The sequence below is a fragment of the Mesorhizobium silamurunense genome (genome assembly GCF_014843905.1).
In the GTDB taxonomy this organism is placed as follows: Bacteria; Pseudomonadota; Alphaproteobacteria; order Rhizobiales; family Rhizobiaceae; genus Mesorhizobium; species Mesorhizobium silamurunense.
Map to the genome: position 1 here is coordinate 1 of NZ_LPVS01000041.1, position 25,945 is coordinate 25,945.

Below are 25,945 nucleotides of genomic sequence, written 5' to 3' on the forward strand. Positions count from 1 at the left end.
AACGCCGACAGAGCCGCGCCCAGCAGCGTGCCGGGCCGACAACATCGCCTGAAGGCGCAACGAAGCGGCCTGTCGGCATCCATCTCCGCCCTCCCTGGCGACATCCCAGCCATCGCCGACATCAGCCGCAGATCGAAATCTCCATAGCCGTCGCCTGTGGCCCGCGGGTTCCTTCCTCGGGGACTTTCGTACGCCTGCCGGCGCCCGAAACTCTTCGCGAAAGCGGCCTGTCCGTTTACGTGATGGCTGGGTTGGAAAGCGGCCGACGAGTCCAGCGCATCGCGGGCTGTGTTGCACCACTGAAGCGGGTCATTCAGTGTGGCGACTCGACGCCGATCGAATAGCTACAACCGAGTGGGCCTGATCGAAGGGTTAGCTGAGCAAGGCCCCATAATAGACAATCGGACATCTTCTCGGCATCGCGTAGCCTTTGACAAGCAGCGCGTCCGCGACGGCGCAGATGCTGCTGGCGACAATCAGGTGGTTGGCGAGCTTAGCAAGACTGCCGGCGCCCACTGGCCGAAATGATCGACGGCGACAACGCGTCCATGCGGCTGGACCGCCCGGCCCGGCCAATCGAGCGACCGCGCCTCTTCCACAATTAGCGCTTGCTTATGGAACCTTCTGGCTGGTGTTCCATTGCAACCGAATGCAAGAAGCTGTCCAGCGCATCCGAACGCGGGCACCGTCCCCACGCTACTCATTGGTGCTGCCGATCTACAATGAGGAAGAGGTGTTGCCCCGGCTGCTCGAGCGGATCAGCGCGCTGGTCGCACAACTGGACGGAGAGACCGAGGTCATCTTCGTCGACGACGGCAGCAGCGATCGAAGCGTGCGGTACCTGCGCCGCATGGTCGCCGCCGAACCAAGCTTCCGCCTGATCGAGCTCTCACGCAACTTCGGACACCAGATCGCCATCACCGCCGGCATGGAAGCGGCCGCCGGCGAAGCCGTCATCGTCATGGATGCCGACCTGCAGGACCCGCCCGAAGTCGTTCACGACCTGGTGGCGAAGTGGAAGGAGGGTTTCGAGATCGTCTACGCAAGGCGCGTCAGGCGCGAGGGCGAAACCTGGTTCAAGCGCTTCACCGCCAGCCTCTTCTACCGCCTGCTGGAGAAGATGACCCCTGTCGACATCCCGCGCGATGTCGGCGACTTCCGCCTCGTCGGCCGCAAGGCGCTGGACACATTCAAGCGCATGCCCGAGCATGACCGCTTCGTCAGGGGCATGTTCGGCTGGATGGGCTTCAGCCAGGCGGCGGTGCCGTTCGAGCGCCCGGCGCGGACACTTGGCGAAACCAAATATCCGTTCTGGAAGATGATGCGGCTTGCGATCCACGGCATCATCAGCTTTTCAGAGCGGCCTCTGCAACTGGCGCTGTTGACCGGATTGGCGATTTCCGCTCTCGCCCTGATGTTCGGCGCCTACGCCATCCTGGCCTGGGTCCTCGAGACCGGCGTGATTGCCGGCTGGACATCCACGGTGGTGATCGTGTCGCTGCTCATTGGCATCAATCTCTTCATGACCGGCGTGATCGGGCTTTATGTCGGCAGCATCCATGCGGAGGTGAAACGGCGCCCGCTCTATGTCGTCGAAAGGCTGAGCGGCTTCGACCGACCGACGCGCGTCGCGTCCCGCGACAAGCACGCATCGTTTCGTAAGTCCGGGAACGGGGTCAAGGCGGATGTCCGAGCTCTTCGACAGTTATAGGTCCAGCTACGGCGAGGCGGTCGAGGGGTCGATCCGGTTCTCCGGGCTTCGGCATGATTTCTTCCTGCATGCCAAGGCAGAGCTTCTGCGCCGCCTGATCGTCGAGCAGGACCTTCGGCGGGGCAATGCAGGCGTGCGCGCGCTCGACGTCGGCTGCGGCGTGGGCTCGCTTCATCCCCATCTCACCGATGTCTTCGATCGCCTCGACGGCTGCGACGTGTCGGAGGAGTCGCTCTCGCGCGCCAGCAGGGAGAACCCGAGTGTCGCCTACAGTACGTGCACCACCTCGCGCCTGCCTTACGCGGATGGCATGTTTGACCTGGCGTTCGCCAGCTGCGTTGTTCACCACGTGCCGCCTGCGTCGTGGCTGGATTTCTTCCGCGAGATGCGGCGCGTCGTGCGGCGAGGCGGGCTTGCCTGCATCATCGAGCACAATCCCTATAACCCGCTGACGCGCATGGCGGTGCTGAGGTGTCCTTTCGACAAGGACGCCGTCCTGCTCAGCGCCCGCAAGGCGGCATCGCTGCTTGGGCAGGCGGACTTCCGCGATGTCCGCTGCGAGCATTTCCTGCTCCTGCCGTCGGCGAGGCCGCTTGCCGGCAAGCTGGAGCGCGCGCTAGCCGGGCTGCCGCTCGGAGCGCAATATGCCTGTGTCGCGCGTGCCTGAGCATCGTGTTGTGGCCGGTCTGAAACTCCTGGCGCGCTTCGCTTCGGTGGGCCTTGTCGCCACAATCCTCTATGCCGTCCTGACCACAGTCTTTGCCGGATCGGACTGGCTCGGCCTCGCGCCAGTGGAGGCCTCGCTCGCGGCTTACGCGGCAGCCGCCGTGTTTTCCTATCTGGCGCACAGATCCTTCACCTTCATGTCCGCCGGGTCGCACCGCTCGCAGGGGCCGCGTTTCGTGCTGCTGACGCTCGCCGGCCTCGCCGTGGCCTATGCGGCGCCGTGGCTGCTGACGGTGACGTTCGGCCTACCCCTCGTCGTTCCGGTTCTCCTCACCTGCCTGGCCATCCCGGCGCTCAATCTTCTCATGCTCGACCGCTGGGTCTTTGCCGAGCGGCGCCGGCAGGACGACGGGCCCGCCTGAGCGAGTCTTCAAAGCGCATCCAGCCGGAAAGACCTCAGTTTGATGGCGCGGTTGTAGATGTTGCTCGCATCGGCGCTTTGCGGGACGCCGTCGGGATAGTCAAAGGCCATGTCCAGCGTCGCCCTGCCGGCCAGCACGGTGTGCGGAATGACGAAGGACACCGTCGTGGGCGCGGCGCCCGACAAGATCGCCCGATGCACCTCGGTGCCATTCGCCGAAATGACGATCCTTTGCGAGGTCCGCGACGGGCGAATGACGGCGGCGAGTTCGAGCGTCGCCCGAAGCCCGTCGCGAGGCGGCGGCAGGGCGAGCCGCAGGCGCGAGCGCTCGCCCAGCGAATGGGTGCCGTCGGCCACCGGCCCCGACCAACCGCAGACTCTCATGCCTGTTGTCTCCCGGGCACCGTCGGAACGGAACGACACGGTCCGGCCCGGCGTGTAGCGTCCGACGGAATCGCGGTTGAGGCAGGTCGTGGTCTTGTCGATGTAATAGGCGCGGTAGTCGTCGTTGACATTCGGGCTGAGGGCAAGCGCGAGTATGACGATCTCGGCCGCCGCAAGAGCGCCCGCCAGCGCGTAGCCGCCAGACAGGATTGCGGGCGTGGTCGATTTCGTCAGCTCAGACCAGCGCAAGATAGCCTCCAAGCCACGCCACGGTCATGAAGTAGCAGGTGGCGACAAAGAGGATCAGCACTGCGACGAATGTCGGTTTCGAGGCCGACAGCAGCATGGCCATCAGCATCGCCAGCGGCGCGAGGCCGACGACATAGCGGACCATCGAAGCCAGGTTCGAGGTCAAAGGCAGGATGAGGGCCATCGCGCAGAAGAGGGCCGCCCCAAATTGTCTGCGAGCCGCCAGAACAGCCGACAGCGCCAGTCCCACGATTGCCGTCAACGCGCTCCATTGCGGCGCGGTGGGCAGAAAGCCGGTCAGGGGGTGGTAGGACAGGCCTGCCCAGAGGAACAGCAACGGATTGCCCGCCACCCGCCCGAACGCGCGCTGGACGTGGACGAATGCAAAGCCGTCTCCGACGGTGGCGTAAAGGTAGAGTATGTAGCCGAACAGGCCGACGGGCGAGATGAGTATGGCGATGATGAGATCCGGCCGGCCGAGCAGCCACCGGGGAAAGCCGATGACCGATCCGCCCTTCGCGCGATGCTCCTCGAACATGCGAATAACTATCGCGAACACGGCGAGCACGCCCACGACCCTCGTTGCCGAGAGCAGCGCGCAGAACAGCCCAGCGGCGACATAGCTGGAGCGTTTGAGCGCCAGGAAAAGGCATGACGTCAAAAGCAGGAAGAGGGGCTCGGTGAGGAAGGTGGCAAAATAGAACGAGAACGGGCCGCTGAGCAGGAATGCGCAGTAGAGCGCATAGGCCCGCATGTTTTTGTCCATGAGCGGCCATGCCACCAGGCACGAGACGTAGCCGCATGCCAACGATGCCGCCGTCGCGATCGCGATGGTGGAGAAAGGGAGAATGGTGCGGACCGTCGCCACCAGCATCGGATAGAGCGGAAAGAACCCCCAACGTCCGACATTGCTGTGGCCCGGAATGGGAAAGCGCTCATAGCCCTGCTCGGAAATGTCCACATACCAGGTGCAATCCCACTTGCAGAACGCGCGGACACAGGCCGCGAGGCTCGGATCCGGTGACACCGACGCAAATGCGGCATAGCGGATGGCAAGACCGCTCAACAGGAACAGCAACGGCAATGCCGCAACCGCAATCACCGTGAGGCGAATGCCGCTGTTCGAACGCGCGACATCTCCAACTGCCAAATCCGCCTCCACCCCCTACGGATGGTGTCGCCAAACGGTTCCGCATCGGGCTAGCCTCCTGGAGAACCGGCTTGGCCGTCCGACACTGCATACGTAAAGCGCCGTCGGGATCTTTAGTTCCGCTCACGCAGCTTCAGCGCTGCACCGACCCTCTTCACAACAGGAGAAGGGCGCGCCTGCTTTTCGACGCGAAGCCCTGCCTCGGCTTCGCGTCGAAAGCTGTCATCATTTGATAAAGCACATCCCCCACCAACGAAATCTTAATGTAAATCAAGCGTAATCCCGGCCATTAAAATTGTGCGTATGGGTTGGGGTTGCGCATGCCTGAGTATACCTCCTTCATCCGGTCGATCCGGATTCGCTACATTTCGGGATTGCTCGTCATCGCGTTGGCCTCCGCCGCCGTCATGTTCGCGCTCAACCGCGTGAACTCATACCGCCACCAGGTCGACGCCCTCAGCGGCAATTTCGTCATCTTCTCGCGCGACCTTCGCAACGCCACCAATTTCGCCGAGACGACCGGAACGGCCTGGCGGGCCGAGACCCGGGATGCGCTGACCAGCGCCGCGCGCGGCCATTCCGAACGGCTGATGGGCGAGATCGAGATTCTGAACGCGCAGCTCGCGGCGATCAGGCCGCGCCTGTCGAACAACACCCTCAACGCGCTCGAATCCGCTTCGGTGAACGGCGATCTGTTCTGGTCGGCGCGCGACATGGTGCGCAACTTCAACCTGATGTCTGTCGCTCAGAAAGTCGACGAATGGAGCTATCGCGAGATCCGCAACCAGAACGATCTTTTCGCCCAGCCCATGCTGGTGCGCGTGCGCACGGCGCTCGACGACGAACGGCATCTCGCCGACGCCTCCAACGACCGGCTGCTCTTGTGGGCAAGCGGCCTGCTGCTCGCGGTGCTCGCCATCGCGGCGATTTGGATCTTCCGGCCGATGGAGGACGCGATCCGCCGCGCCTTCGCCGAAACGGCCGCATCGCTGTTCAAAGCAGAGGCTGCTGACCGCGCCAAGTCGGAATTCCTCGCCAATATGAGCCATGAGATCCGCACGCCGATGAACGGCGTGCTCGGCATGGCCGAGCTTCTCGCCAAGACCGAGCTGACGCCGCGCCAGAAGACCTTCACCGACGTCATCGTCAAATCCGGCAACGCACTGCTCACCATCATCAACGACATCCTCGACTTTTCGAAGATCAATGCCGGCCAGCTGACGCTCGACCCCGCTCCCTTCCGCCTGGCCGAAGCGGTCGAGGACGTGGCCACCCTGGTTTCGGCCCGCGTTGCCGAAAAGAACCTCGAGCTTATCGTGCGCGTCGACCCGCGCCTGCCGGCTTTCGTCGTCGGCGACGCCGGACGCTTCCGCCAGATCGTCACCAACCTGCTCGGCAACGCGGTGAAGTTCACCGAGAAGGGGCATGTGCTGATCGATGTCGGCGGCGACCTCGTCGACGGAACCGTCCAGCTCAAGGTCCGCGTCGAGGATACCGGAATCGGCATCCCCGCCGAGAAGCTGCAAAGCGTGTTCGAGAAATTCGCCCAGGTCGACGGCTCGTCCACCCGGCGCCACGAAGGCACCGGCCTCGGCCTCGCCATCTCCGCCCGCCTCGTCGACCTGATGGGCGGCAAGATCGGCGTCGAAAGCGAGATCGGCCGCGGCTCGGTCTTCTGGTTCGCCGTGCCGCTGCCCGTGCACAAACAGGAAGCGCGCGACGAGATCGTGCCGGTCGACGTCACCGGCGCCCGCGTGCTGGTCATCGACGACAACCCGGTCAATCGCGAGATCCTGCTGGAGCAGCTGCGGAGCTGGAGCTTCGACTGCGCCGCGGCCGAAAGCGGCGCCGTCGGCCTCGCCTTCCTCGACCGTGCCTGCCAGCTCGGCGCCTCGGTCGACTGCATCATCCTCGATTATCAGATGCCCGGCATGAATGGCGCCGATGTCGCCAGGGCGATTGCCGCCGACAGCCGCCTTACGTCCATTCCGGTCGTGCTGCTCACCTCCGTCGACCAAGTCGATTTCGGCAGAATGGTGATCGACTTCGGCATCGCCGCCCATCTCACCAAGCCGGCGCGTTCGGCAGTGCTGCTCGGCACCGTGATCTCCGCCATCCAGAAGGCGCGCATGCAAGGCGCCAAGGCGCATTTCGTGCGCGAGCCGGTCGTCGCCCAGCCGGCTCCGCCGGCCTTCACGGTGATCCGCGGTCCGGCCGTTCCGGTGCCCGTGGCGCCGGAATCGACCGCCGCGCCGAGCGGCCCGATCGATATCCTGATTGCCGAGGACAATGACGTGAACCAGCTGGTCTTCGGCCAGATCCTTAGCGGCCTCGGCCTCAGCTATCGAATCGCCGGCAACGGCCGCACCGCGGTCGAGATGTACCGCTCGCTGCGGCCGCGGCTGGTGCTGATGGACGTCTCCATGCCGGAGCTGAACGGCTATGAGGCGACGCGCGCCATCCGCGCGATCGAAGAGCAGAACGGCAGCCATATGCCGATCATCGGCGTCACCGCGCACGCGCTGAAGGGCGATCGCGAAAAATGCATCGAGGCCGGCATGGACGACTACCTGCCGAAGCCGGTTTCCCCCGACCGCCTCGGCGCCAAGATCGGCACCTGGCTCAGCGAGACGGTGACGGCGAAGAGGGCGTGAGGCGCAGTTGAAAGACGAACGGGGCCACGAACAAACGACCGACGCCGAGTTCCTTCGCGCCGGCCTCTCTATCCGGACAGCTACCGGTTTCGCATAACCACGCACGCCCCGCCGACGCTTTGCAGCTTGTTGCAGATACCGTTGGCCTCGGCACGCGAGTCGGCGCCGATCCTGACCGCATAGATGCCGCGCCGGCCAATCGGGGTGCGCACGCGGCTCACCACCGGATCATGGCTGGCCAGCAGGGCCGGGAATCGGCCACGCACGCGCAGCCACTGGCCGATTGCGGCGGAGCGGCGGAAATTGCCGGCCACCTGCACGCCCCACGGCTTGGCGTTGATCGAGGCCATGGCGACGGTTTGCGACATGATCACCGGCAGCCTGCGGCAGGCAACCGCGAAGCTCATCTTCGGATCGAGCGGCTGGATGGCGCCGGCATAAGCTGTGTCCGAGAACTTGTCGACCGGCTCGCCCATGATGTCAAAGACATAGCTCTCGGTCTCTATCGGCAGGAAGCCGCCGGAATCCAGCCATCGCGCGACGCGGTTCTCGCCGGCATTGTAGGCCGCCGCCGCTAGGCCGAGATTGCCGTAGCCCGCCTTCATCTCGGCAAGATATTTCGCTGACGCCGGGATGGCCTGCCCGATGTCGTAGGGATCGGCAAGCCCGCGCAGCTTGGCCGTGCCGGGCATGAACTGCGCGATGCCTTCGGCGCCGACCGGACTGACCGCATTGGGGTCGAAGCGGCTCTCCTTCCAGATCAGCCTGGCGAAGAAATCCTTGGGCAGGCTGTTCTTGTCGGCCTCGGTCTCGATCAGGTCGCAGACGCGGCCGATCAGGCGTTTGGCGGCCGATTGCGGCGGGTCGGCCAGCGCCTGACCAACGCAGCCTAGCCCGAAAAACAGGAGCAGCGTCGCGATCCGAGCAGTTCCAGGAAAAGTGTGAAACGGTTTTCGGTCCGGAATTGCGTCAAAACAAATAGATGGAGCGGTTCGGCGTTTCCGGGAAACGGTGAACCGCTCTATCAAACGCCGCATCGGCTCATTCCGCGGCGGCTTTGCCGTGCCCGTACCGCTGCTCGATATAGTCGGCGACCATCTTTTCGAAATCCTGCGCGATCGATGGGCCGCGCAGCGTCGCCGCCTTCTTGCCGTCGATGAAGACCGGCGCCGTCGGCGTCTCGCCGGTGCCAGGCAAAGATATGCCGATGTCGGCATGCTTGGATTCGCCGGGACCGTTGACGATGCAGCCCATCACCGCGACCTTGAGGTTCTCGACGCCGGGATATTTCTCGCGCCACACCGGCATGTTCTTGCGGATATCGGCCTGAATGCTCTGGGCCAGTTCCTGGAACACCGTGGAGGTCGTGCGGCCGCAGCCGGGGCAGGCGGCGACGATCGGCACGAACTGCCGGAACCCCATCGTCTGCAACAGTTCCTGCGATACCTGCACCTCGCGCGTGCGGTCGCCATTCGGCTCCGGCGTCAGCGAGATGCGGATCGTGTCGCCGATGCCTTGCTGCAGAAGGATGCCCATCGCCGCGGAAGAGGCGACAATGCCCTTGGTGCCCATGCCGGCCTCTGTCAGGCCGAGATGCAGCGCATGATCGGAGCGCGTCGCCAATTCGGTATAGACGGCGATCAGGTCCTGCACGCCGCTGACCTTCGCCGACAGTATGATCTTGTCGCGGCCAAGCCCGATCTCTTCAGCCATCTCGGCCGACAGGATCGCCGACTGCACGATCGCCTCGCGCGTGACTTCCTGCGCGGTGAGCGGCGAGCCCTGGGCCTGGTTCTCGTCCATCAACCGGGTCAGGAGCTCCTGGTCGAGCGAGCCCCAGTTGACGCCGATCCGCACCGGCTTGTCGTATCTGATCGCCATCTCGACGATCGCCGCGAACTGGCGGTCCTTCTTCTCCTTGAAGCCGACATTGCCGGGATTGATGCGGTATTTCGCCAACGCTTCGGCGCAGGCCGGATGATCGGCAAGCAGCTTGTGGCCGATATAGTGAAAATCGCCGACCAGCGGCACGTTGACGCCGAGCCTCAACAGCCTTTCCCGGATGAGCGGCACAGCGGCGGCGCTCTCGTCGCGGTCGACGGTGATGCGCACGATCTCCGAGCCGGCACGATGCAGCGCGGCAATTTGCGCGACCGTCTGGTCGACATCGGCAGTGTCGGTATTGGTCATCGACTGCACGACGACCGGCGCGCCGCCGCCGACCGTCACGCCGTCGATATCGACGCCGACCGACGCACGGCGCGGGAAAGGAGAAGAAAAATATCCGGTCATGGCCGGCAGCCTTTAGCTTGGAGCAGAAAGATGCTCAAGGGTCCGGGCATGAGGTGGAGGAGCAAAGAAAGCTTGTCAATGGCAAGGAGCGGACGATCGGCCCAATCGGCTGCCTGAGCCGTTGCCGAGACCATGATAGCCAACTCCGGCTGCGAAGGCGCCCAAACCACGCCGCCGCTACCGAAACTGGTCAAAATTAAAACTAAACACCCAAACCCCGGTGGCATCGAAGCTACCGAGTGGATGATTGCGCCGTAAATGGCGCGTGATGTTGCCTAGAGGAGCTTCAGTGCGCCGTTGGTTTCGCCTTCAGCTTTTCAATCTCGTCCTTGATTGCCAACTTGCGCCGCTTGAGAGTGGCGATCTCGAGGTCGTCTACCGAAGGATGATTCATCGCGTCGATAATCTCACGCTCGATGTCGCCGTGCTTTCGCTGCAGCTCATCAAGATGGGATGCAAGAGACATGATTGGTTCTCCCTTTCATGGTTTCCTCGATTGCAGCCGTCGCAGGCACGTCCACCGCAGGTCGCTACTGTGACGGCACGGTGACAGTTTGCCACCAACCAATCTCGATGTCGAATGCCGTGTGGTAGCATTCCACGACAATGTGAAATGTGATATCAGCGGCGCGCCGGTCACAAAACCCCACCGGCCCCGCCCAGACAGGCCCATCCTTGGGCGATGCATACGCAGACGGTAGAGAATGTCCGAACAGGAACAGGCTGAAATACGCCTAGAATATTCCCGGCTCAAACAGGAACACGCCGATTTCGACGCCGCCATCAATGCGATGATCGCCATGGGTTGCGACCCGCTGCAGATCCAACGCATGAAGAAGAAGAAGCTCCTGCTGAAGGACCGGCTGATGGCGCTGGAAGACCGCATCATCCCCGACATCATCGCCTGACCGCCAGCTTTCCTTCGCTACGAGATTGAGAGCCTGGCGGCGCGCTCGCGCAGCAGCGCGACCAGTTCGCCTGTCCGCGCTTCCGACGTGTCGATCGGAACCACCAGGCACATCGTCGCCTCGACCTTGCCGGGTGCCGAAAAGACCGGCGCCGCCAGGCATTTGGTGTAGGCGTCGACAAGGCCTGAGGTCACGCAATAGCCGGTGACGCGGGCTTTTGCGATGTCGTCGATGAAGTCGTCGAGTTCGATCTTGCGGCCGTCCGGCAGCACGAGGTCGTCCTCAGAGATCATCGCCTCGATCCGGCTCCGGTCGAGGCCGGCAAGCAGCAGCCGGCCGGACGCGGTCCAGGGCAGCGGTATCTGCAGCCCGGTGGCCGAGCTGATACGGAACGGCCTCATACCCGGGCTCGAATGGACGATCGTGTAGCGGCCGCTCTGCAGCATGCAGAGCTCCGAGGTTTCCCCCGTCTCGCGCGACAGCGTGTCGACCTCCTGCCGTCCGCGCCTGAGCAGGTCGTTGCCGCGCATGTAGGCCATTCCGTAGAGGTAGAGCTTCTTGCCGAAATAGACGCGGTTGCCGTCGCCGGCCATCTCCAGGAGCCCGGCATCGACCAGCTCGCGAACCAGCGTATAGGTCGTCGAGCGCGGGGCATTGAGCCCCTTGGCCAACTCGCCGATGCCGATCGCGCGCTGGGTGGCATGCAGGAATTCCAGAATGTGAAGCACGCGGTTGAGGCCCTTCTCGCGTGATTTCGCGGGCCTCTCCTCGTCCACGCCCCCGGTCGGCCACTCCGCCAGCGTCTTGCCATCTTGCATTGTCGATTCCCGGTGTTAGTATCTGTCTTGTACAGGATACATTCGTCTCTTGTAAGAGACAATTGCTTTGTCGATTACCGACGCGTGTATTTGCAAGGGGAACACAACACGAAAGGAGGTCGCCGTGAACGACACATCCGGAAGACGTGATTTTCTGAAATTGGGAATGGCGGGACTTGCCACGGCCGGCGCGCTCACCGCGGTCAGCGCCGAGAAAGCCGCCGCGCAGGCCGCATCCGACAGCGTGCTGCGCACCGCGCTCGATCGCGGCAAGCTGATCGTCGGCACCGGCAGCACCAATGCGCCCTGGCATTTCGAGAATGATGCCGGCGAGTTGGTCGGCATGGACATCACCATGGGCCGCATCCTCGCCAAGGGCCTGTTCGACGATCCGACCAAGGTCGAGTTCGTCATGCAGGATCCGGCGCAGCGCATCCCGAACGTCACCACCAGCAAGGTCGACATCACCATCCAGTTCATGACCATGACCGCGCAGCGCTCGCAGCTGATCCACTTCTCGCGGCCGTATTACGTCGAAGGCGTCGCGCTGCTGACGCTGCCCGGCTCCGAGAACAAGACCTTCGACAAGCTGCTTGCAGCGGGTTCGGCCACGCGCGTCTCGATCCTGCAGAATGTCGATGCCGAAAGCTCGGTGCATTATGCCTTGCCGCAGGCGCAGGTGATGCAGATCGACACCCAGGCGAACGTGCTGCAGGCCCTGGAATCCAAGCGCGTCGACGCCGCCGCGGTCGACCTATCCACCGTGCGCTGGCTCGCCTCGCGCAACCCGGACAAATATTTCGATGCCGGCAAGAGCTGGTATTCGATGCTTTACGGCGCGGCGCTCCGGCAAGGCGATCTCGATTGGCTGACCTATGTCAACCAGACCTTCACCATCGCCATGTTCGGCCACGAGACGGCGCTCTACGACGCCGCCTTCAAGGAATATTTCGGCCAGGAGCCGCCGCCGCGCCACCCGGGCTTCCCGGTCATCTGACCAGGCCCATCCGACAAAGCCGGCGGAGGGGCACGTCCTTCCGCCCGTTTTCCCTCGACACGGGCCTGGTGGGTGGCGGATGCTTGATCCGTCACCGCAGGCCATTGAGACGGACGCATGGGCTATACGCTCAATTTCAACCTGATCTGGCGGCATTTCGACAAGCTTTCGGGCGGGCTGCTGCTCAGCCTCGAGCTCGCCTTGATCTCGATCGCCATCGGCATCGTCATTGGCCTGGTGCTGGCGGTCTGGTACGTCTCGGCCGGGCGCGTCGTGCGCGGCGTCATCGCGGCTTACGTCGAATTCATCCGCAACGTGCCGCTGATCCTGCTCGTCTATCTGGTCTTCTACGGCCTGCCGACCGTCATCGACGTCGCCTATAGCGCGCAGACCTCCTTCGTGGCGACGCTTGCGCTTTATAGCGGCGCCTATCTGGTCGAGGTGTTCCGCTCGGGTCTCGAGGCCGTGCCACGCGGTCAGATCGACGCCGGCAAGGCGATCGGACTGACGCCCTGGCAACGGCTTATCCATGTGCGCCTGCCGACAATGATGCGCATCACCCTGCCGGCGCTGTCGAACACCTTCATCTCGCTGTTCAAGGACACGTCGGTCGCCTCGGTCATCTCGGTGCCCGAGCTGACCTATGGCGCGCAGTGGATCAACTTCAACACCTTCCGCATCGTCGAGGTCTATCTCGTCGTGACGGCGATGTATCTGGTGACGGGCTACGTCCTGCTCTTCGCGCTCCGCCTGGTCGAACGCTGGTACAGGACGGCGCGCTGATGCTCAGCCAGATCGCCTATGCCCTGCCGTTCCTCGCCGAAGGCTTCGCGCTGACGCTCTGGGTGTCTTTGCTGGTCGTGGTGCTGTCGCTGATTGCCGGCGTCATCCTGGGCGTCGGTCTCGTCTACGGACCGGCGCCGCTGCGCTGGGCGGTTCGCATCTTCAGCGACACCATTCGCGGCATCCCCATCCTGGTGCTGATCTTCTTCGTCTATTACGGACTGCCGGCGGTCGGCGTTCACCTGCAGTCCTTCTGGGCTGCGGTGCTGGCGCTCACTCTGTTCAAGACCGCGCAGGTCGTCGAATATCTGCGCGGGGCGGTCGCTTCCATTCCAAAGGGTCAGTCGGAGGCGGCGATGGCGATCGGCCTGACCTTCCGCCAGCGGCTTGCCTACGTGATCTTCCCGCAGGCCTTCCGCCGCTTCCTGCCGCCCTGGATCAACGGCGTCACCGACGCGGTGAAAGGCAGCGCGCTAGTCTCGCTGCTCGGCATCACCGACCTCATGCAGGCCATCAACCAGGTTATCGGCCGCACCTATGAGGCGATGCCGCTCTATATCCTCGGCGCTCTCCTCTATTTCGCCGTCAACTATGCGCTCTCGCTCGCCAGCCGTCGGCTGGAGCAGCGTTTCGCCTTCATCCGGGAATAGCACGATGGCCACCAGTTCCAACGACAGCCCGGCGCTTCTCGATATTGCCGAAGTCTCGAAGTCCTTCGGCTCCGTCGAGGTGCTGCGCTCGGTTAGCCTCAAGGTGGCGAAGGGCGAGGTGGTCACGGTCATCGGCCCGTCCGGCAGCGGCAAGACCACGCTGCTGCGCTGCGTCAACTTCCTCGAAAGCTACGACAGCGGCTCGATCCGCATCGACGGCAAGGAGGTCGGTTTTCGCGACGGCGGCGCGCGCCAACGGCGCAGCGAGCGCGACTTGGCCAGCATGCGTGCCGAGACCGGGATGGTCTTCCAGAGCTTCAACCTGTTCCCGCATCTGACGGCGGCCGGCAACATCATGCTCGGCCTCACCAAGGTGCGCGGCAAGAGCAATTCGGAGGCGCGCTCGATCGCCGAGCATTGGCTGGGCCGCGTCGGCCTCGCCCACAAGGCCGACAGCCTGCCGGCGGAGCTTTCCGGCGGCCAGCAGCAGCGCGTCGGCATTGCGCGCGCGGTCGCCATGGAACCAAAGATTCTGCTGCTCGATGAGATCACCTCGGCGCTCGATCCGGAACTCGTCGGCGAGGTGCTGGCGGTGGTGCGCAGCCTGGCCGAGGACGGCATGACGATGGTCATGGTGACGCATGAAATGGCCTTCGCCCGCGATGCGTCGAGCCGCATCGTCTTCATGGCCGATGGCGGCGTCTCGGCAGTCGGTCCGCCGAAGGAGGTCCTCGCCGTGGAGACCACCAACGAGCGCCTCCGCACCTTTCTGGCGCGCTTCCGCGCCTCGCATTTCTGACATCGGATGGCCTTCGCCATTCATTGTGGACAACGGATGGCTGAAGCCATCCTAGGGAGCATTCTTCCATGACGCCTTATGCCCGGCTCGCCGAACTCGGCCTGACGCTGCCCGAGCCGCCGACGCCCATCGCCAACTTCGTCACCTATGCCGAGAGCGGCCGCCTGATCTTCCTCTCCGGCCAGGGGCCGCTGCGCGCCGACGGCACGCTTTGCACCGGCAAGGTCGGCGAGGACGTGACCGTCGAACAGGCCTATGAGCATGCCCGCCTCACCGGCCTCAACCTGCTTGCCGTCATGCATGCGGCGGCGGGAGACCTCGGCCGCATCGTGCGCGTGGTGAAACTGCTCGGCTTCGTCAACGCGACGCCGACCTTCAGCGACCATCCCCAGGTGGTCAATGGCTGCTCCGACCTCTTCGCCGATGTCTTCGACAAGATCGGCGGCCATGCGCGCTCGGCGATAGGCGTCGGCTCGCTGCCCGGGAACATCACCGTCGAAATCGAAGCGGTTGTCGAGATCGCCGCCTGACTTCATGGAGTGTCCACTGCAATGAAAACCTATTCCGATACCGGCTCCAACACCACGATCCGCGAGCGGCTGGGGCTGAGGCCGATCATCAACGTCTCCGGCACGATGACATCGCTTGGCGCTTCGATCATCGTTCCCGAGGCGATCAGCGCCATGACCGAGATCGCCTCGCAATGGGTGGAGATGGACGATTTGCAGCGCGCCGCCAGCGCGGTCGTCGCGCGCCTTACCGGCGGCGAGGCCGGCTTCATCACCGCTTGCTGCGCCAGCGGCATCACGATGGCGATCGCCGGGGCGATGACCGGCACGAACCTTTTGGCAATCGAGCGCCTGCCGGACGACACCGAAGGGCTGAAGTCGGAGGTTGTCATCCAGCTCGGCCATATCGTCAATTACGGCGCGCCGATCGACCAGTCGATCCGCGTCGCCGGCGCCAAGGTCATTCCGGCCGGCACCGTCAGTGTCACGCAGGACTATCACGTGCGCGAGGCGATCAACGAGCGCACGGCGGCGGCGCTCTACGTAGTTGCCCATCACACGGTGCAATACGGCATGCTTTCGCTGGAGGAGTTCTGCGAGATCTGCCACGCCAAGAGCATTCCGGTGATTGTCGACGCCGCCTCCGAATACGACCTGCGCAGCTTCCTCGCGCGTGGCGCCGATGTCGTCGTCTATAGCGGCCACAAATTCCTCAGCGGCCCGACCAGCGGCATCGTCACCGGCCGCAAGGATCTGGTGCGCGCCGCCTATCTGCAGAACCGCGGCGTCGCGCGGGCCATGAAGGTCGGCAAGGAAAGCATTGCCGGCACCATGGCGGCGCTCGACGCCTGGGAGAAGCGCGACCATGCCGGCATCCGCCGGCGCGAGGAGGCGGCGCTCAATCTCTGGAAGGACGCGCTGCAGGGCATTCCGGGTATCGGCGCGCAGATCATACCCGATCCGACCGCCAATCCGCTCGATCGCCTGCAGGTGTTCGTGCGGCCGGAAAGCCGCTTCACCGCCGCCGGCCTAGCCTCGGCGCTCGCCGCCGGTTCGCCGCCGGTCATCGTGCGCAACCACGAGGTCGAGCGCGGCCACTTCTTCCTCGATCCGTGCAACCTCCATCCTGGCGAGGCGGAGATCGTCGCCGAGCAGCTACGGGCGGTGCTGATGGCGAAGGACCGGCCGGCCAATGCGATGAAAGCGGCGCGCAAAGATTCGGCCGGCGCGCTGCGCTGGCCGGATTGACACAGCTGCTCACCGCCATGTGGCCACTCCGGAAGAGGAGCTTTGAAGCACCAGTCAAGTGTCTGGCCGCATCGGCCTCGTCAGCACGGCCATCTGCTTCGACAGGAAGTCGATAAACAATCGGGCGCGGACCGGCGCCTGCCGGCCGAATGCATGGACGACGTGAACAGGTATGGCGGGCATGCTCACTTGCCCCAGAACGCGAACCAGCCGGCCGGAGCTGAGATCGTCCTGCACCGCAAATTGCATGAGGTGTGCGATTCCCGCGCCGGCAAGCGCCGCTTGACGAATGGCGCCGGCGTCGTCGGTATCGAGACGGCCGTTCGGCACAACACGGCTCCCGTCGGTAAGAGTAATGGGATAGGGCCGGCCCAACATCTGATGACGAACAAAGTCGTGGTTTCGCAGGTCTTCGGTTGAGCTCGGGCAACCCCTCCGGTCGATGTAGGTCGGGGACGCGACCAGCACGACCGGCAGATCGGCAATCTTTTGCGCGAGCAAGCCGACGTCCGACAATTCCCCCATCCGCACCGCGACGTCATAGCCTTCTCGGATCAAGTCGGCATGACGATCGGTTACGCTGAGTTCCAGCTTCACTTCGTTGTGCTGCGCAAGGAACATCTGCGCCCAAGAAGCAATCATGGTGCGACCAAGTTCGACGGGCGCGGTGACGCGCAAAAGGCCCCGCGCTTTGTCGGCCACGCGGACGGTGTCTTCTGCATCGTCGAGCGCCTTCAATAGAGGCGCGACACGCTCGTAATAGGCGGTCCCCTCGCTCGTCAGCCCGAGCTGACGCGTCGAACGACGGATCAGCCGCACCCCCAGCCGTCGCTCGAGCCTCGCCACGCTCTTCGAAACCGCTGACGGGCTCGACCCAAGCATGCGGCTCGCGGCTTGGAACGACCCTGTTTCGACGGTCCTTACGAAGGCGACCAAGCCTGCAGTTTTCTCAAGGATAGTTGTCATTCCAGAATTCCAGGCAAAAAAGAACGCACCAACGCAAGCCTAATCGGCCATAATCATGTCCATATACTACCTGTCATCGGCACAAGGAGAGATTTGATGAGCAAACTGGTGGGCAAGGTCGCGATCGTTACGGGCGCCTCCAAAGGTATTGGCGCGGCCATTGCCAAGGCGCTTGCCGCGGCCGGCGCTGCCGTAGTCGTCAACTTCACCTCGTCGAGCATGGATGCCGATCAGGTGGTGGGCCAGATCAAGGAGCAAGGCGGCCAAGCCATGTCCGTCCAGGGCAACGTGTCGATAGTCGCCGATGTGCGCCGCCTTTTCGAGACAGCAAAGTTAGTGTTCGGATCGGTCGACATTCTGGTGAACAATGCGGGAGTATTCGAATTTGAGCCGCTGGAGGCGGTTACCGAGGCTCAATTCCACCGTCAGTTTGACATCAACGTGCTCGGACCGATCCTCACCATTCAGGAGGCGGCCAAACACTTCGGTGCCGTCGGCGGCAGCATCATCAACATCAGCTCGATTGCCAGCTCGAACCCACAGCCGAATTCGCTTATTTACGCCGCGACGAAGGGGGCGGTGGACACGATCACGGTTTCGTTGTCCAGGGAGCTCGGCCGCCGCAACATTCGCGTCAATGCCATTGCTCCCGGCGTGATTGACACCGAAGGATTGAGGCGTGTCGGTATCATGGGCAGCGAACTTGAGAAGCAGATCGTCGAGCGGACTCCCCTCGGTCGCTTCGGCCAGCCGGAGGACATTGCTCGCGTGGCGGTCTTCCTCGCCTCTGACGAAGCGTCATGGCTTACCGGCGAACGTATTGCCGCTTCGGGCGGCTGGCAGTAACCGCAACCGCGTTGTCACACAGGACCTTATCCTTGCGGCTGCCGGCGAATTCCGCTAAGGCGCGCCTTTGCCGCCGGGAGCGATACCTTGACCGATCAGCGTGCCGACGTCGCCATCATCATGGGCAGCCAGTCCGACTGGGCGACGATGCGCCAGGCGGCCGAAACACTGGATGCGCTGGGCATTCCGCACAAAAGGCTGATCGTCTCGGCGCACCGCACGCCCGACCGCCTCTACGAATTCGCCAAGGGCGCCAAGGCCGCCGGCTACAAGGTGATCATCGCCGGCGCTGGCGGCGCGGCGCACCTGCCCGGCATGACGGCGGCGATGACGCCGCTTCCGGTCTTCGGCGTGCCGGTGGAATCCAAGGCGCTGTCAGGGCAGGATTCGCTGCTTTCCATCGTGCAGATGCCGGCTGGCATTCCGGTGGGCACGCTGGCGATCGGCAAGGCCGGTGCCGCCAACGCTGCCCTTCTCGCCGCCGCGGTGCTCGCGCTCAACGATGAAAAGCTCGCCGCCCGGCTCGACGCCTGGCGCGCCGCCCAGACCGCCAAGGTCGCAAACGAGCCGGCGGATACGCCGTGACCCTCGCTCCCGGATCGACCATCGGCATCATCGGCGGCGGCCAGCTCGGCCGCATGCTGGCGATGGCCGCCGCCCGCCTCGGCTATCGCACAATCGTGCTGGAGCCGCAGCCCGATTGCCCGGCGGCCCAGGTCGCCAACCGGCAGATCGTCGCTCCGTATGACGACCCCGCGGCACTTGCCGAACTGGCTGCCGCCAGCATCGTCGTCACCTACGAGTTCGAGAATGTCCCGGTTCAAGCCGCGGAGACGCTCGCCGCGCGCGTTCCGGTCTATCCGCCGGCGCGCGCGCTCGAGGTTGCGCAGGATCGCGTGACCGAGAAGAGTTTCCTGAACGGCATCGGCATTCCGACGGCAGAATTCTGCCCGGTCGACAATGACGACCAGTTGACGGTGGCGTTGCAAAAGTTCCGCGGTAGCGGCGTGTTGAAGACACGCCGCCTGGGCTATGACGGCAAGGGCCAGCGCGTCTTCCGCAACATGGAAACCGGCGGGTTTGCCGGCACCTGCGAGACGATGGGCAACGTGCCGCTGATCCTTGAATCGCTGGTCGTCTTCGAGCGCGAGATTTCGGTCATCGCCGCGCGGGCACACGACGGCTCGACGGCCGCTTACGATCCGGCCGAGAACATCCACCGCGAGGGCATTCTGCGAACTTCGACCCTGCCTGCCGCCATTCGGTCTGAAACGGCCGAGGCAGCCAAGGATGCGGCTTCAAAAATCCTCGTGGCGCTCGACTATGTCGGCGTCATCGGCGTCGAGTTCTTCGTTCTTGCCGACGGCTCGCTGCTGGCCAACGAGCTGGCGCCGCGCGTCCACAATTCCGGCCACTGGACCGAGGCCGCCTGCCTCGTCTCGCAGTTCGAGCAGCATATCCGCGCGGTCGCCGGCCTGCCGTTGGGCTCGCCCGCCCGGCATTCCGACTGCGTGATGGAAAACCTGATCGGCGACGACGTGCTGAAGGTCCCGGCGCTGCTCGCCGAGCCCGATCTGATGCTGCATCTCTACGGCAAGGCCGACTCGCGCCCCGGCCGCAAGATGGGGCATTTCACGCGGATCAGCCGCCTGCACTGATCCCCCAACTACTGCATATCCTGGTCTTCGTCCTCGTCCGGGCTGGCGCAGGTCGGATCGCCGTCTTGGCAATTGGGACCTGAAGTGAGCTGCTTGGTGCGCTCATTGGTCAGCTTCGTCAGGCATTGCGAAACCTCCATCGGATGGATGGAGCCGCCCTCGCTGTCGGCGGTCGAATAGGCGCATTCGGCATCGCGAAAGGCGATCCAGGCGCGCTGCGCCGTCTGCAGAAGCTTGTTGGCCTTCTCGTCATTGCCGCCGACGAGATCCTTGTAGGCGGCGTTCAGCTTGGCATCGGCCGCCTCATAGTCGGTGTTGGCGCAAATGCTCATCATCGACTGGCTGTCGTCGTTGCGGTCGCATTCTTGTCCCCAAGCCGCCGGGGCGGTTGCCAGGAGGACAAGACAGGCTGGCAGGAAGAGACGGCGCATGCTGGATCTCCAATCGCTTTGCGTCGGCCCAGCATCCCAGCCGCTCCCGAGTCGCGCAATGCGGCGCGATCCGGATGGCGAATATTTGATGAGCGCGCCGGTTGCGGCATCAGAGTTGCGCGCTTGCGGTTGACATGGGCAAGGCTCCTCGTTTATGAGCCACGCAAGTTCAAAGGCGCGTTTTTTCCGGGCGCGCCTTTAAAATTCGGCCCGGGACCGGGCCCCGACCGAACAGGCAAGACCATGAAGATCAAGAATTCGCTCAAGGCGCTCAAGGCGCGTCACCGCGACAACCGGCTGGTTCGCCGCAAGGGACGCATCTACATCATCAACAAGACCGCTCCGCGCTACAAGGCGCGCCAGGGCTGAGACTTGCGCGCGGCCTGATGAATGTCGCCCAAAACTGCGTAGCGGTTTTGGGAGAACGACGTGAACAAAGAGGCCGTGCCGCGCTGATGTCGATTGCCGGTTCGCCGGCCCTCTCACGCTAAAATCATTTTGACGATCCGCCGTCCGGCGTTAGATTCCGGCGATGCGGATTCTTTTTGCATTCTTCACCGCCGTCCTCTTCGCCTGTGCTGCCTCGCCTGCATCGGCCGAGGACCAGGACACGCAGCCCTCCGCCGCCTCGCCGCCACCGGCCATCACGCCGCCGCCCGTCGCCTCGACCAGGCAAGGACGGCTCAACCAGCTCTTTGCCGATCTCAAACGCGAGCGCAACGAAAAGGCCGCCGAGCGCATCGCCGGCCGCATCTGGAATGAGTGGAACCAGTCCGGCAGCGCCTCGATCGACCTGATGATGCAATGGGCGCAGAAGGCGACGGAAGACCAGAAATTCGACGTCGCGCTCGACTTCCTCGACCAGGTGGTGACCTTACAGCCCGACTATGCCGAAGGCTGGAACCGCCGCGCCACCGTGCATTTCCTGATGAAGAATTACGGGAAGTCGATGTCGGACATCGACCATACGCTGCATCTCGAACCGCGCCATTTCGGCGCGCTCTCGGGTCTCGCGCAGATCATGGCCGAAACCGGCCACAAGCAGTCGGCGCTGGAAGCCTGGCAGAAAGTGCTCGCCATCTATCCGATGATGCGCAGCGCCCAGGACCAGGTATCGGCGCTTTCGGAAGAGCTGGCCGGCGAAGGCATTTGATGGAGAAGGGAATAGGGAATTAGGCAGTAGACAGAAATATACCACTACTGCCTACTGCCTACTGCCATCCTCCAAAACTAATTCCGCTCCGGGATGTTCAAGCTTTTGATCGTGGCCCGCATCGACTTCATTGCCGTTGGGCTGGCCGCAGGCGTGTAACCCGTATCTCTTCCGCATGAACCTCATCTGCGCCGCGCTTCTCTTCCTCATCGCGCTTATCTTCGCCCTCGCCGGCATTACCCGCACCGGCGTCTGGCTGATCGAGCGCCGCAATTCGCCGGGCGGTGAATTCGCCGACGTTAACGGCGCGCGCATCCACTATATCCATATTCCGGCGCCTGCCGGCGCCGCTCTGCCGCCGATCGTCTTCATCCATGGCGCCAGCGCCAACCTCAGGGACCAGATGCTGCCGCTGAAGCCCCTGCTCGAAGGCCGCGCCGAGTTGCTCTTTCTCGACCGGCCCGGCTTCGGCTGGTCGGAGCGCGGAGCGGGCAACAACGAAACCCTTGCGGCGCAGGCAGACACCATCGCCGCGCTGATGGATCGCCTTCGCATCGGCAGAGCGATCATCGTCGCCCATTCCTTCGGCGGCGCGATCACCACCGCCTTTGCCCGCCAGCATCCCGACAAGACGCTCGGCCTCGTCTTCCTGGCGCCCGTCAGTCATCCTTGGCCGGGCGGCGCGACCGCCTGGTATTACAAGCTGACGGCCGTTCCGGTGATCGGCTGGCTGTTTTCCGAGACGATTGCTTACCCCGCCGGCATGCTGCAAATCGGCGACGCGACGGCCTGCGTCTTCTCGCCCAACAATGCGCCTGACGACTATATCGACAAGGCCGCGATCCCTTTGGTGTTGAGGCCGCGCGCCTTCCGCGCCAACGCCCGCGATGTGGCCCAGCTATATGACTATGTGCGCGCGGCCTCGCCCGGCTACCGTGAAATCAAGGTACCGACGGTCGTCATCTCCGGCGATCGCGACAAGGTGGTCTACGCCACCATCCACTCCGTCGGCCTGGAGCGCGACATTCCCGGCGCGGAGCTCATCTGGGTCCGCAACCTCGGCCACAAGCCGGACTGGGTCGCGCCCGATCTCGTCGTCGGCGCTATCGAAAGGGCTGCCGGCGCGCCGGTCGACTTGCAGGCGATGGCGAGCGTCGTGGAAAGCCGCATCGCCGGTGACACGCAAGGCGCCGGCAGATGCCCGGAACTCAAGGTGCCGGACGCCCAACTCGCGCCGGGCTGACGCTTCGGATCAGTGTGTTTCCGACCCGACATAGGCGATGCGCAGCATGTTGGTCGAGCCGGGCGTCCTCAGCGGCACGCCGGCGGTGATGATGACGCGGTCGCCCGGCTTGCCGAAGCCTTCGTCGAGCGCGATGCGGCAGGCCCGGTCGACCATGTCGTCGAGGTCGATCGCGTCCTCCGAGACCACGCAATGCGTGCCCCATAGAAGCGAGAGCCGGCGCGCCGTGTTGACGATCGGCGACAGCGCCACGATCGGCACCTGCGGCCGCTCGCGCGCGGCGCGCAGGCCGGTGGTGCCGGAGGCGGTGTAGGTGATGATCGCCGACAGTTTCAGCGTCTCGGCGATCTCACGCGCGGCGAGCGAAATGGCGTCGGCACCGGTCGCTTCCGGCTCGGAGCGCTGCGCGTTGATGATGCCGGCATAGGTCGGATCGGTTTCGACCTTGGTGGCGATGCGGTTCATCATGGCGACCGCCTCGACCGGATAGGCGCCGGCAGCGGATTCGGCCGAAAGCATGATCGCGTCCGCGCCTTCGAACACGGCGATCGATACGTCCGAGACCTCGGCGCGGGTCGGCACGGGTGCGGTGATCATCGATTCCAGCATCTGGGTCGCGATCACCACCGGTTTGCCGGCGCGGCGCGCGGCGCGCGTGATCTGCTTCTGGATGCCGGGCACCGCCTCCAGCGGCATCTCGACGCCGAGATCGCCACGCGCAACCATCAATGCGTCGGAGAGCTCGATGATCTCGGCCAGGCGAGCGACTGCCTGCGGCTTCTCGATCTTGGCCATGATCAGCGCCCGGCCGCGCGCGATCTTGCGGGCTTCGGCCAAATCCTCCGGCCGCTGCACGAAGGACAGCGCCACCCAGTCGACACTCGCCGCCAGCACCGCGTCGAGGTCGGCCCGGTCCTTTTCGGTGAGCGCGCCGACCGGCAGGTCGGTGTCGGGCAGGCTGACGCCCTTCTTGTCGGAAATGCCGGTGCCGGCGACGACCGTGCAGGTGATCGACTTGCCGTCGCTCTTGACCGCCTTGAGCTCCAGCTTGCCGTCGTCGATCAAAAGACGGTGGCCGGCCTCGACCGAGCTCAGGATTTCGGGATGCGGCAGGTAGACCCGTTTCGACGTGCCGGGTTCCGGATTGTCGTCGAGCGTGAAGGTCTGGCCGACAGCCAGCGCTTCCTTGACATTGGCGAACTTGCCGACCCTGAGCTTCGGCCCTTGCAAATCGGCCAGAATGCCGATCGGCCGGCCGACGGCCGCTTCGACGGCGCGGATGCGGCCGACGAGCGTGCGCATCAGCTCATGGTCGGTATGGCTCATATTGATGCGGAAGACATCGGCGCCCGCCTCGAAGAGCTTTCGCAGCATCTCCTCGGACGAGGAAGCCGGACCGATGGTGGCGAGGATCTTGACCTTGCGGTTGCGTCTCATTGACTGTTTGTTCCCGGAGCGGGGGTCGCTGGCGCGCCGCCCGTTGCGGGCTCGTCGGTCAGCTGGACCATCCAGCTTGCCTGCTCGCCCGTGTCATATTCCTGAAATCCGGCGCGCTGGAAGCCCCGGGCGACGCAATCATTCACGCCGGCAATCTTGAACTCTTTCTCGGCGACGCACATGTTGATCGGGCCGTCCCAACGCCCGCCGCGCTCGGCGTCTTCTGCATAAAGATAGTAAAACCTTGATGACAGCGGCCCCTCGATCAGCGTCTTGCAGGTCGACCCTTCGATGTGCCACCAGCCTTCGGTGATCCAGCCGGCCTTCGCCCGATAGCCGATGCCGACGCCGACCAGGTTCTGTGTCGCGTTGCAGACGCGGAAGTCGGCGCGCGCCGGCGAGGTCGCGCAAAGCGCGCTGATAACCGCGCCAAAGATCAGGAGCGGCAGGGTCAGGCGCTTGCGCAGCCTGCCAGCGAAACCCATCCCAAATCCCTTCGCGAACCACATCTGCATCTCTCGAAGCCCTTTTCAGCAAACTCCGGGCGCATGTCAACGCGCCGTTTTGTTCAATTCCAATCGATTTAGAGAGGCTCGCGCATGACCCCGAAAATCGGAATCGATTTTCGGAAAGGATCATGCGCCAAAATCAAAGTGCTACAGCGTCCTTTGCGCGTCCAAGAGGACGCGCGGCGCTGTAAGCGCGCGATTTGGCGTCCATCCGGGATTTTTTGCAGAAACCGTGGCCAAACAACGGCATTGCGCCTCAGTCCTCTTCGTGGAATGACGATACCACCCCGCCCGGACACTCGCGAACAGACCGTTTTCAACCGATGACCCGATCCACAGCTTTCGCGCCCTTCGACATCATCGAGGGCGACCGCAAGAAAGGCATCGTGCTTCTCGCCGACCACGCCCGCCGCGACCTGCCGGAAGAATATGGAAGTCTCGGCCTACCGGCGGAGGAGTTCGAGCGTCACATCGCCTATGATATCGGCGTCGAGACGGTGACGCGCGAGCTGGCGGCGGCGCTCGACGCGCCGGCCCTGCTTGCCGGCTTCTCCCGGCTTCTGATCGATCCCAACCGGGGCGAGGACGACCCGACGCTGATCCGCCAGCTCTATGACGGCACCATCGTGCCGGGAAACTATCCCATGGCGGCCGAGGAGCGGGAGAAACGGCTCGACCGCTTCTACCGGCCCTATCACGACGCCGTCGGCGCGATGATTTCCTCGGTGGCGCACGCTTCCGGGAAAGCGCCGTTCATCTTCTCGGTGCACTCCTTCACCCCGCGCATGCAAGGCTTCATCCGCCCCTGGCATGTCGGCATCCTATGGGACCGCGACGACCGCGTGGCGCGGCCGCTGATCGACATGCTGGCCGAGGACAAAGCGCTCGTCGTTGGCGACAACGAGCCATATGACGGCGCGCTACGCGGCGACACCATGTTCCGCCACGCCATCGTCAACGGCTATGCCCATGCGCTGATCGAGATCCGCCAGGACCTGATCGCCGAGCGCGCCGGCGCTCTTGCGTGGGTCGAACGGCTGGCCCCGATCGTTGACGCCATCGACCGCCGTCCCGATATACATCAGGTGAAGATGTTCGGCTCGCGCACCGGGCCGGTGTGACGGACCTCAAGCTCACGGAGTTCCATGCAATGGCCGAACTCAGCGACGAACAGAAACGCGATTTCGAGGCGGCCGCCTTCCGCCGGCTGGTCGAGCACCTGCGTGAGCGCGGCGACGTCCAGAATATCGACCTGATGAACCTCGCCGGCTTCTGCCGCAACTGCCTGTCGAACTGGTATCGCGAGGCCGCCGAGGCGGACGGCGTCGCGCTCTCCAAGGACGAATCGCGTGAGATCATCTACGGCATGCCCTATGCCGAATGGCAGGCGCTCAACCAGACCGAAGCGTCGGACGCCAAGAAGGCCGAGTTCGAGGCTAGGCGCCCGAAGGATCACTGAATTA

29 protein-coding genes are annotated in these 25,945 nt (G+C 64.1%); 19 read left to right on the forward strand and 10 right to left on the reverse strand.

Annotated elements, in window-relative coordinates:
* The first annotated feature begins 649 nt into the window (after positions 1-649).
* From AU465_RS11630 to AU465_RS11640, 3 genes are read left to right on the forward strand one after another with little or no spacing between them, the layout of a single operon-like run.
* Positions 650-1,711 (forward strand): glycosyltransferase family 2 protein, encoded by a 1,062-nt coding sequence (locus AU465_RS11630; protein ID WP_192247030.1) that lies wholly within the window; start codon positions 650-652, stop codon positions 1,709-1,711.
* Complete coding sequence (locus AU465_RS11635; RefSeq protein WP_192247032.1) at positions 1,686-2,378, forward strand: class I SAM-dependent methyltransferase; 693 nt, start codon at positions 1,686-1,688, stop codon at positions 2,376-2,378. The genes AU465_RS11630 and AU465_RS11635 overlap by 26 nt, the downstream gene beginning before the upstream one ends.
* Entirely contained in the window at positions 2,356-2,799 is a 444-nt protein-coding gene (locus AU465_RS11640) for a GtrA family protein (protein WP_192247034.1), read from the forward strand. Before AU465_RS11635 ends, AU465_RS11640 begins: the two co-directional genes overlap by 23 nt.
* Positions 2,800-2,807: 8 nt before the next feature.
* Here the strand turns inward: AU465_RS11640 and AU465_RS11645 are convergent, their stop codons facing one another.
* Together AU465_RS11645 and AU465_RS11650 are read right to left on the reverse strand one after the other, a co-directional pair.
* Positions 2,808-3,431: a hypothetical protein gene (locus AU465_RS11645; protein WP_192247036.1), complete on the reverse strand. Its 624-nt coding sequence runs from the start codon at positions 3,429-3,431 to the stop codon at positions 2,808-2,810.
* Positions 3,418-4,581 (reverse strand): putative hexosyltransferase, encoded by a 1,164-nt coding sequence (locus tag AU465_RS11650; RefSeq protein ID WP_192247038.1) that lies wholly within the window; start codon positions 4,579-4,581, stop codon positions 3,418-3,420. The genes AU465_RS11645 and AU465_RS11650 overlap by 14 nt, the downstream gene beginning before the upstream one ends.
* A 320-nt stretch (positions 4,582-4,901) precedes the next feature.
* Between AU465_RS11650 and AU465_RS11655 the strand changes: the two genes are divergently transcribed.
* Positions 4,902-7,235 (forward strand): response regulator, encoded by a 2,334-nt coding sequence (locus AU465_RS11655; protein ID WP_192247040.1) that lies wholly within the window; start codon positions 4,902-4,904, stop codon positions 7,233-7,235.
* Between the two features lie 80 nt (positions 7,236-7,315).
* Here the strand turns inward: AU465_RS11655 and AU465_RS11660 are convergent, their stop codons facing one another.
* The 3 genes from AU465_RS11660 to AU465_RS11670 all read right to left on the reverse strand — a co-directional run bounded on the left by AU465_RS11660 (position 7,316) and on the right by AU465_RS11670 (position 9,993).
* Positions 7,316-8,272 carry a lytic transglycosylase domain-containing protein gene (locus tag AU465_RS11660; protein ID WP_192247042.1) on the reverse strand — a complete coding sequence of 319 codons (957 nt, stop codon included), beginning with the start codon at positions 8,270-8,272 and terminating at the stop codon, positions 7,316-7,318.
* Positions 8,273-8,276: 4 nt separating this feature from the next.
* Positions 8,277-9,527 (reverse strand): flavodoxin-dependent (E)-4-hydroxy-3-methylbut-2-enyl-diphosphate synthase, encoded by a 1,251-nt coding sequence (ispG, locus tag AU465_RS11665; protein ID WP_192247044.1) that lies wholly within the window; start codon positions 9,525-9,527, stop codon positions 8,277-8,279.
* Between the two features lie 286 nt (positions 9,528-9,813).
* Positions 9,814-9,993: a YdcH family protein gene (locus AU465_RS11670; RefSeq protein WP_192247046.1), complete on the reverse strand. Its 180-nt coding sequence runs from the start codon at positions 9,991-9,993 to the stop codon at positions 9,814-9,816.
* A gap of 238 nt (positions 9,994-10,231) precedes the next feature.
* Here AU465_RS11670 and AU465_RS11675 point away from each other — a divergent pair, with 238 nt between their 5' ends.
* Positions 10,232-10,435 (forward strand): YdcH family protein, encoded by a 204-nt coding sequence (locus AU465_RS11675; RefSeq protein WP_027166663.1) that lies wholly within the window; start codon positions 10,232-10,234, stop codon positions 10,433-10,435.
* A 17-nt stretch (positions 10,436-10,452) separates the two neighbouring features.
* Here the strand turns inward: AU465_RS11675 and AU465_RS11680 are convergent, their stop codons facing one another.
* Positions 10,453-11,253, reverse strand: a complete 801-nt coding sequence (locus tag AU465_RS11680; RefSeq protein ID WP_192247048.1) for an IclR family transcriptional regulator — start codon at positions 11,251-11,253, stop codon at positions 10,453-10,455.
* A gap of 124 nt (positions 11,254-11,377) precedes the next feature.
* Between AU465_RS11680 and AU465_RS11685 the strand changes: the two genes are divergently transcribed.
* From AU465_RS11685 to AU465_RS11710, 6 genes are all read left to right on the forward strand, one after another.
* On the forward strand, positions 11,378-12,250 hold the full coding sequence (locus tag AU465_RS11685) for a transporter substrate-binding protein (protein ID WP_192247050.1): 873 nt from the start codon (positions 11,378-11,380) through the stop codon (positions 12,248-12,250).
* Positions 12,251-12,367: 117 nt separating this feature from the next.
* Positions 12,368-13,033 carry an amino acid ABC transporter permease gene (locus AU465_RS11690; RefSeq protein WP_192247052.1) on the forward strand — a complete coding sequence of 222 codons (666 nt, stop codon included), beginning with the start codon at positions 12,368-12,370 and terminating at the stop codon, positions 13,031-13,033.
* Entirely contained in the window at positions 13,033-13,683 is a 651-nt protein-coding gene (locus tag AU465_RS11695; protein ID WP_192247055.1) for an amino acid ABC transporter permease, read from the forward strand. The genes AU465_RS11690 and AU465_RS11695 overlap by 1 nt, the downstream gene beginning before the upstream one ends.
* A gap of 4 nt (positions 13,684-13,687) precedes the next feature.
* Positions 13,688-14,482: an amino acid ABC transporter ATP-binding protein gene (locus AU465_RS11700; RefSeq protein WP_192247057.1), complete on the forward strand. Its 795-nt coding sequence runs from the start codon at positions 13,688-13,690 to the stop codon at positions 14,480-14,482.
* Between the two features lie 68 nt (positions 14,483-14,550).
* The gene (locus AU465_RS11705; RefSeq protein ID WP_192247059.1) at positions 14,551-15,012 is read left to right on the forward strand and encodes a RidA family protein; all 462 of its coding nucleotides are present in this window, start codon (positions 14,551-14,553) and stop codon (positions 15,010-15,012) included.
* A 21-nt stretch (positions 15,013-15,033) separates the two neighbouring features.
* The gene (locus AU465_RS11710; RefSeq protein WP_192247061.1) at positions 15,034-16,239 is read left to right on the forward strand and encodes an aminotransferase class V-fold PLP-dependent enzyme; all 1,206 of its coding nucleotides are present in this window, start codon (positions 15,034-15,036) and stop codon (positions 16,237-16,239) included.
* A gap of 54 nt (positions 16,240-16,293) precedes the next feature.
* Here AU465_RS11710 and AU465_RS11715 read toward each other — a convergent pair whose 3' ends face one another.
* Positions 16,294-17,205, reverse strand: a complete 912-nt coding sequence (locus AU465_RS11715; RefSeq protein WP_192247063.1) for a LysR family transcriptional regulator — start codon at positions 17,203-17,205, stop codon at positions 16,294-16,296.
* Between the two features lie 96 nt (positions 17,206-17,301).
* Between AU465_RS11715 and AU465_RS11720 the strand changes: the two genes are divergently transcribed.
* The 3 genes from AU465_RS11720 (at position 17,302) to AU465_RS11730 (ending at position 19,709) form a co-directional block, all read left to right on the forward strand.
* Positions 17,302-18,051, forward strand: coding sequence for a glucose 1-dehydrogenase (locus tag AU465_RS11720; protein ID WP_192247065.1), 750 nt, complete (start codon positions 17,302-17,304; stop codon positions 18,049-18,051).
* An 87-nt stretch (positions 18,052-18,138) separates the two neighbouring features.
* Positions 18,139-18,636, forward strand: a complete 498-nt coding sequence (purE, locus tag AU465_RS11725) for a 5-(carboxyamino)imidazole ribonucleotide mutase (protein WP_192247067.1) — start codon at positions 18,139-18,141, stop codon at positions 18,634-18,636.
* A complete protein-coding gene (locus tag AU465_RS11730) occupies positions 18,633-19,709 on the forward strand; it encodes a 5-(carboxyamino)imidazole ribonucleotide synthase (protein WP_192247069.1) in 1,077 nt (358 codons plus the stop codon). The genes purE and AU465_RS11730 overlap by 4 nt, the downstream gene beginning before the upstream one ends.
* 8 nt (positions 19,710-19,717) lie before the next feature.
* Here the strand turns inward: AU465_RS11730 and AU465_RS11735 are convergent, their stop codons facing one another.
* Complete coding sequence (locus AU465_RS11735) at positions 19,718-20,140, reverse strand: lysozyme inhibitor LprI family protein (RefSeq protein ID WP_192247071.1); 423 nt, start codon at positions 20,138-20,140, stop codon at positions 19,718-19,720.
* 243 nt (positions 20,141-20,383) lie between these two features.
* On the opposite strand from AU465_RS11735, the gene ykgO reads away from it, so the two are divergent.
* The 3 genes from ykgO (at position 20,384) to AU465_RS11750 (ending at position 22,536) form a co-directional block, all read left to right on the forward strand.
* Positions 20,384-20,509 (forward strand): type B 50S ribosomal protein L36, encoded by a 126-nt coding sequence (gene ykgO, locus AU465_RS11740; RefSeq protein ID WP_040974291.1) that lies wholly within the window; start codon positions 20,384-20,386, stop codon positions 20,507-20,509.
* Between the two features lie 163 nt (positions 20,510-20,672).
* Positions 20,673-21,293, forward strand: a complete 621-nt coding sequence (locus AU465_RS11745) for a tetratricopeptide repeat protein (protein ID WP_192247073.1) — start codon at positions 20,673-20,675, stop codon at positions 21,291-21,293.
* A gap of 175 nt (positions 21,294-21,468) precedes the next feature.
* Positions 21,469-22,536, forward strand: coding sequence for an alpha/beta fold hydrolase (locus AU465_RS11750; protein ID WP_192247075.1), 1,068 nt, complete (start codon positions 21,469-21,471; stop codon positions 22,534-22,536).
* 9 nt (positions 22,537-22,545) lie between these two features.
* Here the strand turns inward: AU465_RS11750 and pyk are convergent, their stop codons facing one another.
* Together pyk and AU465_RS11760 are read right to left on the reverse strand one after the other, a co-directional pair.
* A complete protein-coding gene (pyk, locus tag AU465_RS11755; protein WP_192247077.1) occupies positions 22,546-23,973 on the reverse strand; it encodes a pyruvate kinase in 1,428 nt (475 codons plus the stop codon).
* Positions 23,970-24,458 (reverse strand): DUF1036 domain-containing protein, encoded by a 489-nt coding sequence (locus AU465_RS11760; RefSeq protein WP_192247146.1) that lies wholly within the window; start codon positions 24,456-24,458, stop codon positions 23,970-23,972. Before AU465_RS11760 ends, pyk begins: the two co-directional genes overlap by 4 nt.
* A 347-nt stretch (positions 24,459-24,805) precedes the next feature.
* Here AU465_RS11760 and AU465_RS11765 point away from each other — a divergent pair, with 347 nt between their 5' ends.
* Positions 24,806-25,603: an N-formylglutamate amidohydrolase gene (locus tag AU465_RS11765; RefSeq protein ID WP_192247079.1), complete on the forward strand. Its 798-nt coding sequence runs from the start codon at positions 24,806-24,808 to the stop codon at positions 25,601-25,603.
* Between the two features lie 29 nt (positions 25,604-25,632).
* Positions 25,633-25,941, forward strand: a complete 309-nt coding sequence (locus AU465_RS11770; protein WP_192247080.1) for a DUF1244 domain-containing protein — start codon at positions 25,633-25,635, stop codon at positions 25,939-25,941.
* The last annotated feature ends 4 nt before the right edge of the window (positions 25,942-25,945 follow it).

What these genes read in the sequence shown, in the direction of transcription:
- AU465_RS11750 (WP_192247075.1), top strand. Translation starts at nt 21,469, where the DNA reads ATGAACCTCATCTGCGCCGCGCTTCTCTTCCTCATCGCGCTTATCTTC.
- AU465_RS11635 (WP_192247032.1), top strand. Translation starts at nt 1,686, where the DNA reads ATGTCCGAGCTCTTCGACAGTTATAGGTCCAGCTACGGCGAGGCGGTC.
- AU465_RS11735 (WP_192247071.1), bottom strand. Translation starts at nt 20,140, where the DNA reads ATGCGCCGTCTCTTCCTGCCAGCCTGTCTTGTCCTCCTGGCAACCGCC.
- AU465_RS11695 (WP_192247055.1), top strand. Translation starts at nt 13,033, where the DNA reads ATGCTCAGCCAGATCGCCTATGCCCTGCCGTTCCTCGCCGAAGGCTTC.
- AU465_RS11765 (WP_192247079.1), top strand. Translation starts at nt 24,806, where the DNA reads ATGACCCGATCCACAGCTTTCGCGCCCTTCGACATCATCGAGGGCGAC.
- ispG (WP_192247044.1), bottom strand. Translation starts at nt 9,527, where the DNA reads ATGACCGGATATTTTTCTTCTCCTTTCCCGCGCCGTGCGTCGGTCGGC.
- AU465_RS11680 (WP_192247048.1), bottom strand. Translation starts at nt 11,253, where the DNA reads ATGCAAGATGGCAAGACGCTGGCGGAGTGGCCGACCGGGGGCGTGGAC.
- AU465_RS11670 (WP_192247046.1), bottom strand. Translation starts at nt 9,993, where the DNA reads ATGTCTCTTGCATCCCATCTTGATGAGCTGCAGCGAAAGCACGGCGAC.
- AU465_RS11710 (WP_192247061.1), top strand. Translation starts at nt 15,034, where the DNA reads ATGAAAACCTATTCCGATACCGGCTCCAACACCACGATCCGCGAGCGG.
- ykgO (WP_040974291.1), top strand. Translation starts at nt 20,384, where the DNA reads ATGAAGATCAAGAATTCGCTCAAGGCGCTCAAGGCGCGTCACCGCGAC.
- pyk (WP_192247077.1), bottom strand. Translation starts at nt 23,973, where the DNA reads ATGAGACGCAACCGCAAGGTCAAGATCCTCGCCACCATCGGTCCGGCT.
- AU465_RS11705 (WP_192247059.1), top strand. Translation starts at nt 14,551, where the DNA reads ATGACGCCTTATGCCCGGCTCGCCGAACTCGGCCTGACGCTGCCCGAG.
- AU465_RS11715 (WP_192247063.1), bottom strand. Translation starts at nt 17,205, where the DNA reads ATGACAACTATCCTTGAGAAAACTGCAGGCTTGGTCGCCTTCGTAAGG.
- AU465_RS11675 (WP_027166663.1), top strand. Translation starts at nt 10,232, where the DNA reads ATGTCCGAACAGGAACAGGCTGAAATACGCCTAGAATATTCCCGGCTC.
- AU465_RS11770 (WP_192247080.1), top strand. Translation starts at nt 25,633, where the DNA reads ATGGCCGAACTCAGCGACGAACAGAAACGCGATTTCGAGGCGGCCGCC.
- AU465_RS11745 (WP_192247073.1), top strand. Translation starts at nt 20,673, where the DNA reads ATGCGGATTCTTTTTGCATTCTTCACCGCCGTCCTCTTCGCCTGTGCT.
- AU465_RS11640 (WP_192247034.1), top strand. Translation starts at nt 2,356, where the DNA reads ATGCCTGTGTCGCGCGTGCCTGAGCATCGTGTTGTGGCCGGTCTGAAA.
- AU465_RS11720 (WP_192247065.1), top strand. Translation starts at nt 17,302, where the DNA reads ATGAGCAAACTGGTGGGCAAGGTCGCGATCGTTACGGGCGCCTCCAAA.
- AU465_RS11655 (WP_192247040.1), top strand. Translation starts at nt 4,902, where the DNA reads ATGCCTGAGTATACCTCCTTCATCCGGTCGATCCGGATTCGCTACATT.
- AU465_RS11660 (WP_192247042.1), bottom strand. Translation starts at nt 8,272, where the DNA reads ATGCGGCGTTTGATAGAGCGGTTCACCGTTTCCCGGAAACGCCGAACC.
- AU465_RS11630 (WP_192247030.1), top strand. Translation starts at nt 650, where the DNA reads ATGCAAGAAGCTGTCCAGCGCATCCGAACGCGGGCACCGTCCCCACGC.
- AU465_RS11760 (WP_192247146.1), bottom strand. Translation starts at nt 24,458, where the DNA reads ATGGGTTTCGCTGGCAGGCTGCGCAAGCGCCTGACCCTGCCGCTCCTG.
- AU465_RS11690 (WP_192247052.1), top strand. Translation starts at nt 12,368, where the DNA reads ATGGGCTATACGCTCAATTTCAACCTGATCTGGCGGCATTTCGACAAG.
- AU465_RS11700 (WP_192247057.1), top strand. Translation starts at nt 13,688, where the DNA reads ATGGCCACCAGTTCCAACGACAGCCCGGCGCTTCTCGATATTGCCGAA.